General features: G+C 41.7%; 14 protein-coding genes. 5 read left to right on the plus strand and 9 right to left on the minus strand.

The genetic code is table 11. From position 1 onward, the window contains the following. Positions 1-18 precede the first annotated feature (18 nt). The gene (locus GD630_RS18930) at positions 19-1,023 is read right to left on the minus strand and encodes a class II fructose-bisphosphate aldolase (protein WP_007756881.1); all 1,005 of its coding nucleotides are present in this window, start codon (positions 1,021-1,023) and stop codon (positions 19-21) included. A 370-nt stretch (positions 1,024-1,393) separates the two neighbouring features. Here GD630_RS18930 and GD630_RS18935 point away from each other — a divergent pair, with 370 nt between their 5' ends. From GD630_RS18935 to GD630_RS18955, 5 genes are all read left to right on the plus strand, one after another. Continuing rightward, positions 1,394-1,648 (plus strand): type B 50S ribosomal protein L31, encoded by a 255-nt coding sequence (locus GD630_RS18935; RefSeq protein WP_005678397.1) that lies wholly within the window; start codon positions 1,394-1,396, stop codon positions 1,646-1,648. 166 nt (positions 1,649-1,814) lie between these two features. After that, positions 1,815-2,222, plus strand: coding sequence for a hypothetical protein (locus GD630_RS18940; RefSeq protein WP_143866643.1), 408 nt, complete (start codon positions 1,815-1,817; stop codon positions 2,220-2,222). A gap of 106 nt (positions 2,223-2,328) precedes the next feature. Beyond that, on the plus strand, positions 2,329-3,384 hold the full coding sequence (locus GD630_RS18945) for an efflux RND transporter periplasmic adaptor subunit (protein ID WP_143866641.1): 1,056 nt from the start codon (positions 2,329-2,331) through the stop codon (positions 3,382-3,384). After that, positions 3,381-6,413 carry an efflux RND transporter permease subunit gene (locus GD630_RS18950; RefSeq protein WP_143866639.1) on the plus strand — a complete coding sequence of 1,011 codons (3,033 nt, stop codon included), beginning with the start codon at positions 3,381-3,383 and terminating at the stop codon, positions 6,411-6,413. Before GD630_RS18945 ends, GD630_RS18950 begins: the two co-directional genes overlap by 4 nt. 45 nt (positions 6,414-6,458) lie before the next feature. Beyond that, positions 6,459-7,730, plus strand: coding sequence for a TolC family protein (locus tag GD630_RS18955; RefSeq protein ID WP_182505662.1), 1,272 nt, complete (start codon positions 6,459-6,461; stop codon positions 7,728-7,730). A gap of 99 nt (positions 7,731-7,829) precedes the next feature. Here the strand turns inward: GD630_RS18955 and GD630_RS18960 are convergent, their stop codons facing one another. From GD630_RS18960 to GD630_RS18995, 8 genes are all read right to left on the minus strand, one after another. After that, the gene (locus tag GD630_RS18960) at positions 7,830-9,065 is read right to left on the minus strand and encodes a sodium ion-translocating decarboxylase subunit beta (RefSeq protein ID WP_143866635.1); all 1,236 of its coding nucleotides are present in this window, start codon (positions 9,063-9,065) and stop codon (positions 7,830-7,832) included. Continuing rightward, the gene (locus GD630_RS18965) at positions 9,065-10,897 is read right to left on the minus strand and encodes a biotin/lipoyl-containing protein (RefSeq protein WP_143866633.1); all 1,833 of its coding nucleotides are present in this window, start codon (positions 10,895-10,897) and stop codon (positions 9,065-9,067) included. The genes GD630_RS18960 and GD630_RS18965 overlap by 1 nt, the downstream gene beginning before the upstream one ends. 29 nt (positions 10,898-10,926) lie before the next feature. Further along, positions 10,927-11,187, minus strand: coding sequence for an OadG family protein (locus GD630_RS18970; protein WP_007758068.1), 261 nt, complete (start codon positions 11,185-11,187; stop codon positions 10,927-10,929). 205 nt (positions 11,188-11,392) lie between these two features. After that, positions 11,393-12,967, minus strand: coding sequence for a peptide chain release factor 3 (locus GD630_RS18975; protein ID WP_007758067.1), 1,575 nt, complete (start codon positions 12,965-12,967; stop codon positions 11,393-11,395). Positions 12,968-12,969: 2 nt separating this feature from the next. Beyond that, the gene (gene rfbD / locus GD630_RS18980) at positions 12,970-13,830 is read right to left on the minus strand and encodes a dTDP-4-dehydrorhamnose reductase (RefSeq protein WP_143866630.1); all 861 of its coding nucleotides are present in this window, start codon (positions 13,828-13,830) and stop codon (positions 12,970-12,972) included. Beyond that, the gene (locus GD630_RS18985) at positions 13,831-14,376 is read right to left on the minus strand and encodes a DUF4924 family protein (protein ID WP_055278960.1); all 546 of its coding nucleotides are present in this window, start codon (positions 14,374-14,376) and stop codon (positions 13,831-13,833) included. 10 nt (positions 14,377-14,386) lie between these two features. Further along, positions 14,387-15,040: a LysE family translocator gene (locus GD630_RS18990; RefSeq protein ID WP_007758618.1), complete on the minus strand. Its 654-nt coding sequence runs from the start codon at positions 15,038-15,040 to the stop codon at positions 14,387-14,389. 86 nt (positions 15,041-15,126) lie between these two features. After that, complete coding sequence (locus tag GD630_RS18995; RefSeq protein WP_143866627.1) at positions 15,127-16,734, minus strand: IdeS/Mac family cysteine endopeptidase; 1,608 nt, start codon at positions 16,732-16,734, stop codon at positions 15,127-15,129. Positions 16,735-17,008 lie beyond the last annotated feature (274 nt).

Consider the following 17,008-nt stretch of genomic DNA (forward strand, 5'->3'; position numbering starts at 1 on the left):
TATATTGGAATAATCTGATTACTGAGCCAATTTGTTGTCAGAACCGAGCACGTTAAGGATTTTGTGCTTGTACAGTTTTTCCATATTGTCACGAGCCGGACCAAGATATTTACGCGGGTCGAATTCAGCCGGTTTTTCAGCAAATACCTTACGTACAGCAGCAGTCATAGCCAAACGAGAGTCTGAGTCGATATTGATTTTGCAAACTGCAGATTTAGCAGCCTTACGCAATTCTTCTTCAGGAATACCGATAGCAGCTTTCAAAGCACCACCATATTTATTGATAGTTTCCACTTCTTCTTCAGGAACTGAAGATGATCCGTGAAGAACGATTGGGAATCCCGGAAGTTTTTCCATTACAGCGTCCAATACTTCGAATGCCAATGGAGGAGGAACCATACGACCTGTTTTCGGATCGATATGACATTGTTCCGGAGTAAATTTGTAAGCACCGTGAGAAGTACCGATTGAAATAGCCAAAGAGTCGCAACCTGTACGGGTAGCAAAATCAATTACTTCTTCAGGGTCAGTATATGTGTGGTGGTCAGCAGAAACTTCATCTTCTACACCTGCCAATACGCCAAGTTCGCCTTCAACTGTTACGTCAAACTGGTGTGCGTAATCAACTACTTTCTTAGTCAATGCAACGTTTTCTTCGTAAGGAAGATGAGAACCGTCGATCATTACTGAAGAGAAACCTGAATCAATGCAAGATTTGCAAGTTTCGAAAGTATCTCCATGATCAAGGTGGAGAACGATTTCCGGATGTGCGCAACCTAATTCTTTAGCATATTCTACAGCACCCTGAGCCATGTAACGCAATAAAGTAGCGTTAGCATACTGACGAGCACCTTTAGATACCTGAAGAATCACAGGAGATTTAGTTTCAACAGCAGCCTTGATGATAGCTTGCATCTGTTCCATATTGTTGAAGTTGAATGCCGGGATAGCATATCCACCTTTGATAGCCTTAGCAAACATTTCTCTCGTGTTTACCAATCCTAAATCTTTGTAATTTACCATTTTGTTTAAAGTTTATTGTTAGTGAATAAAAATTCTACGCAAAAGTAAGCATTATCCACCGAATAACGAACATCGGAAAGAAAAATATAGTAGAAAAAGGCTTAAATAGAACATCTATTTCTTGCCGGAAAGCAAGGTAGACATTAGATTGTAATGTCTACCTTGCAAACAAATAACTAAAAGACAAATAATAACCCTTTGGGCAAATACACCTTATTATATAATAAGCAATGCGTCATAAACAAAAGTTTTTCAGCAAAACCTTTTTCTATTTCACAGAAAAGCATTATCTTTGCGCACTGAAAATGACCATTACACTATTTCTTACCAAAATAGTAACAGAATATAAATTAAAAAAACAGATACTGAAATGAAAAAAGGCCTTCATCCAGAATCATACCGTCCGGTAGTATTCAAAGATATGTCAAATGGTGATATGTTTTTGTCTAAATCAACAGTAGCAACTAAAGAAACCATCGAGTTCGAAGGTGAAACTTATCCGTTGCTGAAGATTGAAATCTCTAACACTTCTCATCCGTTCTATACAGGAAAATCTACTTTGGTAGACACTGCAGGTCGTGTTGATAAGTTCATGAGCCGTTACGGTGACCGTAAGAAGAAATAATTCGATCTTTCGTTAAAGATGAAAAGAGGGGATTCTCAGCGGGGAATTTCCTCTTTTTCATTTTAAGCTACATAGAGAGAACAGAAAAATCTTAAAAAATATCAGCGTACACAGTTTTTACCGAATAAAGAAACTACCTTTGTTAGATAATAAACAAACTAAAGTAATGGAAATAACCCAATTAGAACAAATGACAAAAGAAGAAGTTCTCAATTTTATCAGAAAGCGCCTCTCTTTCGGTCCGGAAATAAAAAGGCAACTCAAACATGTGGACGAGGATGATTTCAGCAAAGAGCATCGTAGGTTCGAAATGTCCGGCTACGAACAGACTACAGGATGGTGCACTCTTTTCAACACTGCTATCTTAAATGAATTTGCCAATTTAGGTATCTACGATTATACCTCTTATCTTTTTCTCGATTTCGACAAAGGTACTCCAACTGTCTACCTCAAGTACTACGATGAAAATGAAAACCTGGAATATGATCTTAATGGTTATACAACGACAGAAATCATATTCACCATTTTTGAACTCACAATCTTTTCCGGAAGACCGAAAAGACCGAGAAGCTAAGACCTAAATCTTTCGGTTTTCCCGAACATTCATATCCATAAGTTGTTTATTCTCTGTAATAAAGAGAAACGAACCAACGCAAAAACTCTAAACATCAGTATGGTATATGAAGAAGAAATATGGATTCGTCCTGATAGCTGCAATTTTACTGGCAAGCTGCGGACAGAAAAAAGAGACGAAGACAACAACAAGTCGTCCCGTAAAGACTGCAATTGTTGAGTCTAGATCGATTATCAGAAAAGATTTTTCGGGAATTGTAGAAGCGGTAGAATATGTAAAACTGGCATTCCGTGTCAGTGGACAGATCATTCAATTGCCCGTCATCGAGGGAGAAAAAGTAAAGAAGGGACAACTGATCGCAGCCATTGATCCCAGAGATATTGCATTACAATATGCCGCAACCAAATCTGCTTACGAAACGGCAGCTGCACAGGTAGAACGTAACAAACGGCTTCTCTCCCGCCAAGCGATCTCTGTGCAGGAATATGAAATCAGCCTTGCCAACTATCAGAAAGCAAAATCCGAATATGAGTTGTCCGTCAATAATATGCGCGACACAAAACTGACAGCTCCTTTCGACGGCTCCATCGAAAAACGTCTGGTAGAAAACTATCAGCGTGTCAACTCCGGAGAAGGTATCGTGCAACTAGTCAACACCCGTAATCTGCGTATCAAATTCACCATACCGGATGTCTATCTCTATCTGCTTCGCACTAAAGATCCTCGTTTTCTAGTAGAATTCGACACATTCAGAGGACATATCTTTCAGGCAAAATTAGAAGAATACCTTGATATATCAACAGACGGCACGGGAATCCCGGTCAGCATAACAATTGATGATCCGTCTTTCGATCGAGATCTTTATGCTGTGAAACCGGGCTTTACGTGTAGCATACGTTTCACGGCCGATGTCGGTCCATTGGTACAGGACAGTTGGACAATCGTGCCGCTCAGCGCCGTATTTGGCGAAAGTGAAGGGAAGAAAATGTATGTCTGGGTAGTGGAAGGCAACAAAGTACACAAACGTGAAGTGACTGTCAATGCACCTACCGGAGAAGCTCAAGTACTAATCTCAGAAGGTCTGAAACCCGGAGAAAAGATCATTATCGCAGGCGTATACCAGTTAGTAGAAGGAGAAACCGTAAAAGAAATAGAGAAATGAACTTAGCTAAATATTCATTAGATAACACGAAAATCATCTATTTCTTTCTTGCAGTATTGCTAATCGGGGGAATCACTTCCTTCGGTAAGCTAGGAAAGAAAGAGGATGCTCCGTTCGTCATCAAGTCGGCGGTTATCATGACCCGTTATCCGGGTGCCGAACCGGCTGAAGTAGAACGACTGATTACCGAACCTATCTCCCGTGAGATTCAAAGTATGAGTGGCGTATATAAGATCAAATCAGAATCCATGTACGGACTCTCTAAAATTACATTCGAGCTGCAACCTTCATTAGCAGCCAATTCCATTCCCCAGAAATGGGATGAATTGCGACGAAAGGTGCTCAATATACAGCCCCAGTTGCCAAGTGGCGCATCTACCCCGACCGTTTCTGATGATTTTGGCGATGTATTCGGCATTTATTACGGACTGACGGCAGATGAAGGTTATTCTTACGAAGAGATGCGCAATTGGGCTGAACGGATTAAAACACAGGTAGTCACAGCAGATGGAGTGATGAAAGTTGCCCTATTCGGAGTACAGACAGAGGTAGTGAATATCTATATCTCAACCAACAAATTAGTTGGCATGGGTATCGATCCGAAACAACTTGCCAGTCTGCTGCAATCGCAAAATCAGATTATCAATACCGGAGAAATCCGAGCCGGCGAACAGCAGCTACGGGTAACAGCCAACGGTATGTATACTACTGTTGACGACATCCGCAACCAAGTAATTACAACAAAAGCCGGACAAGTGAAACTGGGTGACATCGCTGTAATAGAGAAAGGATATATGGATCCGCCGTCCAACATCATGCACGTAAACGGGAAACGTGCCATCGGTATCGGTGTATCGACCGACCCGCAACGAGATGTTGTGCAGACAGGAGAAAATGTAAAAAACAAACTTAACGAATTGTTGCCGCTCATGCCCGTAGGTCTGGAGTTGCAGAGCCTATATCTGGAAAATGAAATAGCCAACGAAGCCAACAACGGATTCATCATCAACCTGATCGAATCTATTCTGATTGTAATTGTAATCATTATGCTGGTAATGGGCTTACGCGCCGGTGTACTAATCGGCTCGTCACTTATTTTTTCCATCGGTGGAACTCTACTCATCATGTCTTTCTTCGGTGTAGGACTGAATCGTACCTCCCTTGCCGGATTCATTATCGCTATGGGAATGTTGGTGGATAACGCCATTGTGGTAACAGACAATGCACAAATCGCTATTGCACGTGGGGTAAATAGAAGAAAGGCCCTGATAGATGGCGCTACCGGTCCTCAATGGGGATTACTCGGAGCTACATTCATTGCCATTTGTTCATTCTTGCCACTTTATCTCGCTCCTTCTTCTGTGGCGGAGATAGTAAAACCGCTTTTCGTGGTGCTCGCCATATCTTTGGGATTGAGTTGGGTACTTGCTCTCACGCAGACCACAGTATTCGGTAACTTTATCCTGAAAGCAAAAGTAAACGATGGTGCAAAAGATCCATACGATAAACCGTTCTACCACAAGTTCGCTTCCATCCTACGTGCACTGATTCGCAGAAAAGCGTTAACATTAGGTTCGATGGTGGTACTGTTCATTATCTCGCTGGTTATCATGGGAACGATGCCACAAAACTTCTTCCCTTCTTTGGACAAACCCTATTTCCGGGCAGACGTATTCTATCCTGATGGATATAGTATCCAAGATGTCGTGAAAGAAATGAAATCGGTAGAAGATCATTTAGCGAAGCAACCGGAAGTAAAAAAGGTATCAATCACTTTTGGAAGCACCCCGCTCAGGTATTACCTGGCTTCCACTTCGGTAGGTCCAAAACCGAACTTTGCCAACATATTAGTTGAATTGACGGATAGCAAGTATACGAAAGAATATGAAGAGAATTTCGACGGATATATGAAAGCCAACTATCCGAATGCAATCACTCGTACCAGCCTGTTCAAACTATCTCCCGCAGTAGATGCAGCTATCGAGATAGGCTTTATAGGACCGAATGTAGACACACTCGTGGCACTTACCAATCAAGCACTGGAGATTATGCATCAAAACTCGGATTTAATTAATATCCGAAACTCATGGGGAAATAAAATCCCCGTATGGAAACCGGTATATAGTCCGGAACGGGCACAACCTCTAGGAGTCTCCCGACAAGGAATGGCTCAAAGTATTCAAATCGGTACCACCGGAATGACATTAGGGGAATACAGGCAAGGAGACCAAGTGCTTCCCATCTTATTGAAAGATAATACAGTGGACTCATTCCGTATCAATGACTTGCGTACCCTACCCGTATTCGGCAGCGGAAATGAAACAACCAGCCTGGAACAAGTGGTCTCGGATTTTGATTTCCAATACCGATTCTCGAATGTAAAGGATTACAACCGTCAGATGGTAATGATGGCACAATGCGACCCACGTCGAGGAGTAAATGCAATTGCCGCTTTCAACCAGGTGTGGTCTCAGGTACAGAAAGAAATTAAGGTCCCAGAAGGATATACAATGAAGTACTTCGGAGAACAGGAAAGTCAAGTCGAATCAAATGAGGCGTTGGCTAAAAATTTACCGCTGACTTTCTTCCTGATGTTTGTAACCTTGTTGTTCTTATTCAAGACGTATCGCAAACCGACCGTAATTCTATTGATGTTACCACTGATCTTCATTGGTATCGTGCTGGGATTATTAGTACTTGGCAAATCGTTCGACTTCTTTTCCATTCTCGGTTTACTGGGATTGATTGGAATGAATATCAAAAACGCGATTGTACTCGTCGAACAGATAGACTTGGAAACAGCTATGGGTAAAAAGCCTTTAGAAGCTGTAGTCAGTGCTACAACCAGCCGTATCGTCCCCGTAGCGATGGCTTCCGGAACAACAATTTTGGGAATGTTACCGCTACTATTTGATGCGATGTTCGGAGGTATGGCGGCTACGATTATGGGAGGATTGTTGGTCGCTTCAGCTCTGACGCTATTCGTTCTTCCGGTGGCCTATTGCGCTATCCAAAGAATCAAAAACTAAATATAACCCTTATTTAGACAGAAGAAATAAATTACAATGAATAAAATGAGAACTCAACTAATAACTCTGTCTCTGCTGCTCCTTAGTCTTACAGCCGAGGCACAACACCCCTTTCTCAGCCGGGAAGCGTACCGGGATAAAGTGGAAGCTTATAGCCAAATACTCAAGCAACAGAAACTAAAAACTATAGCAAGTGCGGAGGCACGTAAGATTGCTCATACCGGTTTCCTGCCCAAAATCGATATCAATGCGGACGGTACACTCAATATGAGTGATCTTAAAGCATGGAACGAGCCATTAGGGGAATACCGTAACCACACCTATCAAGGAGTATTCGTCGTCTCGCAACCTCTTTATACAGGAGGGGCACTCAACGCTCAACACAAGATTGCCAAAGCGGATGAAAAACTCGGCCTGCTCAATGAGGAAATGACAATCGACCAAATTCATTATCAGAGCGATGCAGTCTATTGGAATGCGTCTGCTTCACAAGCAATGCTGCAAGCTGCCGATAAATATCAACATATCGTAAAACAGCAATATGATATTATTCTAGACCGTTTCAATGATGGAATGATTAGCCGTACAGACCTACTCATGATTTCCACCCGGCTAAAAGAAGCTGAACTTCAATATATCAAAGCCCGTCAGAATTACACGTTGGCATTGCAGAAATTGAATATTCTGATGGGAATAGCTCCCAACACCCCCGTAGACAGTCTTTATACTATTGACAAGACTTCTGCTCCTATACAAATCCTTTCTCTTGAAAATGTATTGCAACGACGTGCGGATTATGAAAGTACGGAAGTGAACATCATGAAAAGTCAAGCGCAACGTAAAGCCGCATTAAGTCAATTCAATCCTCAGTTGAGTATGTATTTCAGCGGTGGATGGGCAACTAGTACGCCAAATCTCGGATATGATGTTTCATTCAATCCCATTGTCGGCATTAATCTCAATATCCCGATTTTCAGATGGGGCGCCCGTTTCAAGACGAACCGCCAACAAAAAGCGTTTATCGGAATACAGAAGTTACAACAAAGCTATGTGACGGACAATATTAACGAAGAACTTTCAGCCGCACTGACTAAGTTGACTGAAACGGAATATCAGGTAAAGACAGCCACAGAAACGATGAATCTGGCTAATGAAAATCTCGACCTGGTTTCTTTCTCTTACAACGAGGGAAAAGCAAATATGGTAGACGTATTATCCGCACAGTTATCATGGACACAAGCACATACAAACTTGATTAATGCATACTTATCAGAAAAGATAGCAATAGCGGAATACAGAAGAGTTATCAGTGAATAATAAAAACCAAATTTTAAATTCATCTAACAAAGAAGAGAGTGTCAAAACGCAGAATGTTGACACTCCCTTCTTTTCTTTTCAGAAATCAGTTGTTCCTAATTACGCAAGGAAAGAAATCAGAACACCGGCAGCTACGGCAGAACCGATTACTCCGGAAATGTTACTTGCCATACAATACTGCAATACATGATTTTTCGGGTCATATTTCAAAGCAATCTCGTTAGCAACACGGCTTGCCATAGGCACAGCACTTAATCCGGTAGCACCGATAAGCGGATTGATTTTCTTCTTGGAGAAGAGATTTACCAATTTCACAAAGAAGATACCACCGGTTATAGAAAGTGCAAATGCAAGGAATCCACCGATCACTATACCGATTGTTGTCCAGTTAAGGAATGCTTCGGATGTCATCGTTGCTCCTACGGACAGTCCGAGGAAGATAGTAGCAGCATTCATGATGCTATTGGAAGCAGCATCGAACAAGCGGAATGTATTGGTACCGATTTCTTTTACCAGGTTACCAAACATCAACATACCCACCAAAGGCACTGCACTTGGTACGAAGAGGGCAACAACGGTAGTTACCACAATCGGGAAGATAATCTTCAATACACGCAGATTCTTGATTTCAGTCTTCGAAGGATACATTTTTTCCTGCTCTTTCATGTTGATACTCAACTCTTTCTTTGTACAGAACAGTTTCACTACCAACGGAATAATCACCGGAACGAGTGCCATGTAGGAATAAGCCGCAATAGCAATCGGACCCAACAAATGCGGTGCCAGCTTGATAGTTGTAAAGATGGCCGTCGGACCATCCGCACCTCCGATAATACCTAAAGAAGCAGCTTCTTGCGGAGTGAACCCCATCAAGATAGCCACCAACAACACGGTAAAGATACCCAGCTGTGCAGCCGCACCGAATATAGAAAGATGCAAGTTACGCAACATCGGCCCGAAGTCCGTCAACGCACCGACACCCATAAAGATGATCGGAGGCAGGAAACCTGTCTTAATCAGCATATAGTAAATGAAGTTCATCAAGCCTAATTCGTGGGCAATGTCATGCAACGGCATTTCCCAGATGTTTTTCAACACTCCGTTTACCATCACCATACCATTCTCATCTGCCTGAATGACTCCCATATCTCCACCGGGAAAGTTGGCAAGCAACACCCCGAAAGCAATGGGAACAAGCAGCAGCGGTTCGTACTGTTTCTTGATACCGAGATAGAGCAGAACAAACGCGATGGCATACATTATCAGGAACTGCGGTTCGGCAATGATATTGCTGAACGCAGTCATCTCGTATAAATTCTCAAATATCTCGTTCATTATCCTATCTTCATTAATACATCATCTTCTGAAACAGCATCTCCCGGAGTAACGCAAATGGCAGTAACCGTACCGCCAAACTCTGCACGAATGGCATTGTAGGTCTTCATGGCTTCCACATAACAAATGACATCACCTTCTTTCACCGTGTCGCCTACTTGCAAAGCAGTCTCCTGCGCATTCTTCACCAAGAAGAATTTGCCTTCTAGCGGTGAAAGCACTTCCTTGCCCTCTCCGGCCGGAGCAGCGGTAGCGGCTGATGCAACAGGAAGTTCGGTATCACCGTAAGCCACTGTCACACGATAGGCCTGTCCGTCAACTTGCACAGTCAGTGTCTTCGGTTTTGCATCTTCCTCCGGAGATTTATCTTTTTCTGCACGACGCTTAGCAACGTCTTCCAAGAAGTCTTCTTTTGCTTTTCCACTCTTGTAAGCCTCATACTGAGCCGGATGCATGGCATATTCGAAGAGTTCTTCGTCATCCTGCCCTACGTCCCATTTATTCTCCTTCATCAACTTACGGTATTTGTCGAGACTGTCCGGATAGTTATCCTGCGGATTCCCTTCAAAGAATTTACGGCCTTCACGCTCCGCCTTTTCAATAATTTCAGGAGCGAGTTTACCCGGCAAACGTCCGGCTTTACCCAAAATCATATCCCAAATATCATCAGCAATCATTCCCCAGCGCTCTTTGCCTTTCTCCATCGCCATCACGTTCATCATGGCCAGATTCTTCACATATTGACTGAATGGTGTAACCAACGGAGGATAACCGACACGAGGCCATACGTAAGCCACTTCATCAAACAACTTAATAAGAAGCTGATCCTGTGTCATAAACGGCAAATTACGTTTTGCCTTGTATTTATTGATAGATTCAAGATTGGATTCAAGGTCAGCCATCAAACTCCCCATCATACCGCCCGGCAATCCGGGAGCAATCAACAAAGAGTTCATCAGACGATTTTTCGGGCTGATGTACAATCCGAGAAAATCGTCCATAAATTCCTGAATCAATGCACGCACCTTCATATAAGCTTCCATATTGATTTCAGGAACCTGATATCCGGCATCTTTCAACATAGCCTGTACACTCAGCAAATCGGCATGACCTGTACCCCATGACAATGGCTCCATACCTACGTCGATATAATCACATCCTGCCTCGCATACCTCAAGAATACTTGCCATATTAAATCCGGGACCGGCATGGCTGTGATATTGCACAGGAATATCGGGATGAGCAGCCTTGATATTCGCTACAATTTTACCCAAAGAAACAGGGCGTCCAATACCTGCCATATCTTTGATGCAGATTTCATCGGCTCCCAGTTTGATAAGCTCCAACGCCATATTGGTGTAGTACTCCACAGTATGAATAGGCGAATGAGTGATACAAAGCGAACATTGCGAAATCATCCCTGCTTCCTTTGCATACGTAATGGAAGGAGCAATATTGCGGACATCGTTCAATCCGCAGAATGTACGGGTAATATCTGTGCCTTGTGCTTTCTTTACTTTATAGAACAGTTTGCGGACATCTGCCGGAACAGGACTCATACGGAGTCCGTTCAGCGCACGGTCGAGCATATGAGTTTGAATACCGGCTTCGTGGAACGGCTTAGTCCATTCACGTACAGCCTTATTCGGATTCTCACCAAACAATAAATTTACCTGTTCAAAACCTCCGCCATTGGTTTCTACGCGGGCAAAACAGCCCATTTCAACAATAGCAGGAGCTACCTTTACGAGTTGATCTACACGAGGTACATATTTTCCGGCAGATTGCCACATATCTCGGAAAACCAAACTAAACTTTACTTCTCTTTTCATGTCTTTCAATGATATAACTTTTTATAGATTTATAATTTTTCCACTTTAGTGACTTTTCCCTTACCTAATGTCACCACATTCACAGCAGCACTGATAGCGGCCAGAATATTTCCCGGAATAGGCGCAGGACCTTTCTGTGTTTCCTTCTTCGCAGGAAGCACTTCTTCAGGAGCATATTTGTTGACCAGAGTAATTAAAAATTTTCCTAAATAAATCACAATCAGCAGAATAACAAATACTGTAGCCATTCCGACTACCATCAGCAGGATCGCTGTTTCGATATTTTCCATATAATTAAATTATTAGTAATTTCAGTCGTTTATTCAAAAAGCGTTCGAAAATACCAAATATTTATTATAAAATTAATTAAGGGAGGGATAATAAAGTATAAAACCACAAAGTTTCTTGCTCGCAGACATATAAAACAAGTGTGAAAGAAAGCTCAAAGGAACTTTCTTTCACACTCTCCAAAATTTCCAAAGTATGGAATATACTTTAAAACTCGCTTGTAAAATGGAATTTAATATGCTTGAAATCCATTTGAGCCATCTGAAGTACATAACCGGAATCTGCCAGGAATACATCACGTCCTTCCCTATCCTTTGCCATATACTGATATTTGCGTTTTTTGAAAGCTTCCAATTCTGCCGGATCGTCACTTTCTACCCAACAAGCCTTATAAAGACTCACCGGCTCCCATCGGCAAGACGCGTTGTACTCATTCAACAGACGATATTGGATAACCTCAAACTGCAACTGCCCCACCGTACCGATAATCTTACGACCGTTGAATTGATTGACAAACAACTGAGCCACACCTTCGTCCATCAACTGATCAATACCTTTAGCCAGTTGTTTCTGCTTCATCGGATCGGCATTCTCAATATACTTGAACATTTCCGGCGAGAAACTCGGCAAGCCGCGGAAGTGAAGCATTTCACCTTCTGTCAGCGTGTCGCCAATCTTGAAAGTACCATTATCCGGCAAACCGATAATATCTCCAGCGTATGCCTCATCAATCGTTGTCTTGCGCTGTGCCATAAACTGGGTAGGCGATGAAAAACGCATTGTTTTTCCATGACGTACATGCTGATAAGGAGCATTTCGTACAAATTTTCCGGAACAGATCTTACAAAATGCAACACAAGAACGGTGATTCGGGTCGATATTAGCGGTAATCTTAAAGATAAATCCGGTGAATTTAGGTTCTTCCGGTTTCACTTCTCTTTCTTCAGCCTGTACAGGACGAGGACTCGGAGCGATTTCCACGAAACAGTTCAGCAACTCCTGAACACCGAAGTTATTCAAAGCCGATCCAAAGAATACCGGTGCACAGTCACCCGCTAAATAAGATTCAACATCAAACTCCGGATAAACCCCTTCAATCAGCTCCAGATCACCACGCAGCTTATCCGCCAGCGTTTTGCCAATCTGCTTATCCAACTCTTCCGTATGAATATCGACGGCAACCTTTTCCGTCACCATCTGTTTAGACGGCTGATACAAATCCAGTTTCTGTTCATAAATATTATATACCCCCTTAAAACGAGGTCCCTGTTCAATCGGCCATGACAAGGGACGAACTTGAATCATCAACTCCTCTTCCAATTCATCCAGCAAATCGAACGGGTCTTTTCCCTCACGGTCCATCTTATTAACAAAAATAATTACCGGAGTCTTTCGCATACGGCAAACTTCCATCAACTTGCGCGTCTGTGTTTCCACACCTTTTGCACCGTCCACTACAATAATCACACTATCCACTGCAGTCAACGTACGGTATGTATCTTCGGCAAAATCCTGGTGTCCGGGAGTATCGAGGATATTAATCTTGTAGTCCCGATAATCAAACTCCATCACGGAAGTCGTCACCGAAATACCACGTTGCTTCTCAATCTCCATCCAGTCGGACGTAGCCGTTTTCTTAATCTTATTACTCTTTACCGCACCCGCTACCTGAATCTGTCCACCAAAAAGCAATAATTTTTCCGTCAAAGATGTCTTACCCGCATCCGGATGCGCAATAATGGCGAACGTTCGCCGTCTCAAAATTTCTGTATTATCTGCCATATTTATTCATCATTCTTCATTTTACCAATGCATCGTTCAAGACTCTCTTCCCAATGAGGAATCTCGATGCCAAACGTTGTTTTTATCTTTGTCTTGTCCAACACGGAATAAGCGGGACGGTTTGCCTTTGCCGGATATTCCGCAGTGTGCAAAGGTCTCACTTTACAAGAAGTTATTCCCGCCAAACGATGAATAGCTACCGTAAAGTCATACCAGGAACATACGCCTTCATTGCTGAAATGATAAATACCACGAACTATCCCCTTATTGATAATTGTGTAAATAGCCCGCACCAGATCATTGGCATAAGTAGGAGTTCCTATCTGGTCAAAAACAACTCCCAAACCATCCCGTTCCTTTCCGAGACGAATCATCGTTTTCACGAAATTATTTCCATAAATGGAATAAAGCCATGCGGTACGGATAACCACCGCTTTCTCACAATGGTCCATCACTTCCTGTTCACCTTCCAGCTTGGTAGAACCGTAAATTGAGTCCGGACAAGGCTTGCATTCTTCCGTATAAGGAGTATGAGCAGTCCCATCAAAGACATAGTCCGTAGACACTTGAATCATAGCAGCATTATTGGCTTGCGCGGCACGTGCCAGAATACCCGGAGCTACACTATTAAGTTTATGAGCCAATTCCCGATCATCTTCCGCCTTGTCTACTGCCGTATAAGCTGCACAATTTACAATCACATCAATCTGTTTTTCAGAAATGTATGACCAAACGGCTTCTTTATCACATATATCAAGTTCCTGAACATCCGTAAAATAATACAAATGTTGCGGGTTCTCTTTCGCAAGCATCTGCATCTCATTGCCAAGCTGACCGTTGGCACCCGTTACTAAAATTCTCATTTATTCGTCCAATTTTAATTCACCTTTGCGGTCTTTATCATAATAGTTCGCCAACATAGACAAGAAACTAGTGATAGCTTCCACTGCTTTTGCAGTGCCTTCGCTAATCGTTTTTTTCTGAAGACGAAGCAAAAACACACCATACAATGCCTCAAAGCAAGTTTCCAATTCGGGCTCTTCTTTCTTACCGTTCTTATTTCGCAATTCTACGATAAATGGTAATGCCTTGAAATAAGCGGCACTATAAAAAGGAAATTTAGGAGAAGAAGTCAATGCATTATGCAATTCAGTCAAATTGATAATTACATTTTTATTAATCTGCAGATGTCCTTTTTCACGAACACCTTCCTCACCCATCATCGTTATCAGATTTCCATACCATTCTCTCATGGCAGGCCGTTGGTCTTCCGGATAGCGGGCAATCACATTCGCTTCGATTTCCTCCGGTTCACAATGATTGGCGCGGACCAGATCTTCCTCCTGCCACATATATATAAGGTATTCGGCAATATTCTTTTCTTTCAGTTGTTGTGCTATCTGATTCATAAGCTATTTCTTAATAAAGTGACTCTCCCAGCAATGTATAAACCAGTCCGGCTACAGACACCAGCATCACAATACTGCCAATAACCCGGTTTAGTATCCAGATACCGCGCAAATTGAATTTTGTACGTACCTTATTCACAAAATAAGTGATTCCGAGCCACCACGTTAAAGCACCCATAGCTATGGCAAAATATCCTGTTATCTCTTCGAACACCAATACACCCGGCTGCACAAATGCAAAACGGGCAAAAAGTCCGATAAACAGGAATATAATTAATGGGTTGGAAAGTGTTACAAAAAAAGCGGTAATGAAATTATGAAAATAGGAACCTTTATTCGACGAAGCCGGACGAATGGATTGTACCGGATTGCTCCGAAAGGTATATATACCAAAAAGGAGTAGCATAATACTCCCCAACAGCTGCAAATAGAAAATATTCTTATTGATATAATCAAATACAAAACTCATACCATAACCGGTAAGCAAAGCGTATGCTATATCGCTCAAAGAAGCTCCCAGCCCTGTTACAAAGCCATACCAGCGTCCTTTATTCAAGGTCCTTTGAATGCACAGCACGCCCACCGGACCAAGAGGTGCGGACACAACAACGCCAATAATAAAGCCTTTAACTATTATATCGAATATTGTCTCTATCTGAATCATGTCGCAAATATCGCACTTTTTTATGATATGGGGATAGTATATTAACGTTTTTTCCACACAAGAATAATCAAAATGTCCCTCTATCCCTATTTGTGCACGTTGCTAGGCGGATATAAAAGAGAAAGACGGTCTATTATTGCCGTATTAGCCATTGGTTCCCCTTCAGGAGAAACCTTTACAGGCATATCCTTCCAGATCCCGACAAATTTATCATCTGAATCCGTGATAAATATCTCTTTAACAATCTTTGTTTCCGTATCATATCTACACCCCCAAAGTGTACGCACATGACTTGGTGGATAGGAATTCATACCAAAAACACCACCAGCTTCGAACCCTGCAATAAGGATATTTGAAAAGTCTTTTATAGTTGAAGGATAAAATTCCGCAAAAACAGTATTATCATCTTCCGAGAAGTCATGATTAGGGAAAACGTCCGGTAAAAAAGTTTTAAAATACCATGATGTAGCAGTAAGTACATAACCTGTATCATTAGGATATTTTTTAGCGAATTCTTCAAAGACTGCCAATTGACGATAGCTAGCCGTTTCACGTCCGGGTATATAACCATTAGGTGTATTAACCGGTAAAACACCTCCACCTGCTATATAAAGATTTTGCCACCACTGAATCATATTAGTGAAGGCACACGCCCAGCAAAGATTTGAATCATAAGAAAAACCTTCCTTACCATAAGCTTTATTCTGATCATACCACCCACTAGACATAGTAACGTTCTTTGCGAAAAGTACTCCATCTTCCTGCGGCCCGTCAGGAGCAAGAGGTATTTCCGCCACAATGACTTCCGTATCCCATTCGGTTACTTGTAGAGAAAAATCCATTGAACGAGTAGCTGTCTTTATCGGCTTAATAGTGAGCAAATATTTTTTATTACGACGATTAATCGTATTAGTATTATCAATTACTATGTCCTTCACTTTTCCCAAATCTGGTCGACGAGGAGTAATATGGATTTTAATATCTTTACTCTGATAAAAATAGGCTATATTCTCGGGAGTATTGACAGCAGTCAGTTTCGAACTATAATCAGTCTTTTCCTGAACCGCATTTCCAGAAATAGCATCAGAAAACAAAGCACCTTCAGTGGTCTGCAAGTCCTCAATTTCAATTTGGTAACTATTATTATATAAATCTTCAATACCTTCCATCTTCTCAACTTGAACATAAAGGGCCGAAGGAATCCGTCGAAGAGTAGCAGTCACCGGAAGTTGAGATACAGCAATAGGAATATCTATTCTTGCAGTAGACATAGGAAAGCCTTTATTTATAAAATCTTTCGGTTGTCGGGTAGTTCTATATCGCAATAGTTCTGTCTCGGTAATAGGTTTCGTCTGTATTTCTTCATTTGCAACCAAATAGGCCCGCACCCCATTAGTTATGACATCTTCAGGAAGAGTAATAGAAAAAACACCTCCGTCAAACGTGTGTTGACGACTTTCTTGCAATACTTCTTTTTCGTTGGTATCGAATAAAAAAAGAAAGAGACTTTTGACTGCCGCTTCCTGTTCCGTCTGGCTTCCCCCAATGCTTTCTTGAAAATCACTCACATTGATTTTAAACTCTAAATTCCGTTCGCCACTGCTTGACACTTTGTCGTCATCTTCTTTTGCACAAGAATATAAGATTCCGGACAAGAGAAATAAGGTGAATAATGATAGTAGTCTGCTTTCCATTTTAATTATATTTTAAATTCAACTAAATTGTTTTACATTTTAAGATACTCTTAAAGCTAGTGTGTTGTGTTTTACATTAGTTGTAAAAAGCAGACTGCTTGTTGTAGAAACAAAGATAAAACATTTATTGGGAATAAGCACTATACAAATGCATAATAATATTATAAAAATCCGGAATATAATTGTTCTACCATCCCGAATAACCCATTTTACTATACCTTTTTATATTCAACATCGAAAGAAAACATCTAAAATCTTGTAAGTACCCCGATTT

Source organism: Bacteroides zhangwenhongii (assembly GCF_009193325.2).
Taxonomy (GTDB): Bacteria; Bacteroidota; Bacteroidia; order Bacteroidales; family Bacteroidaceae; genus Bacteroides; species Bacteroides zhangwenhongii.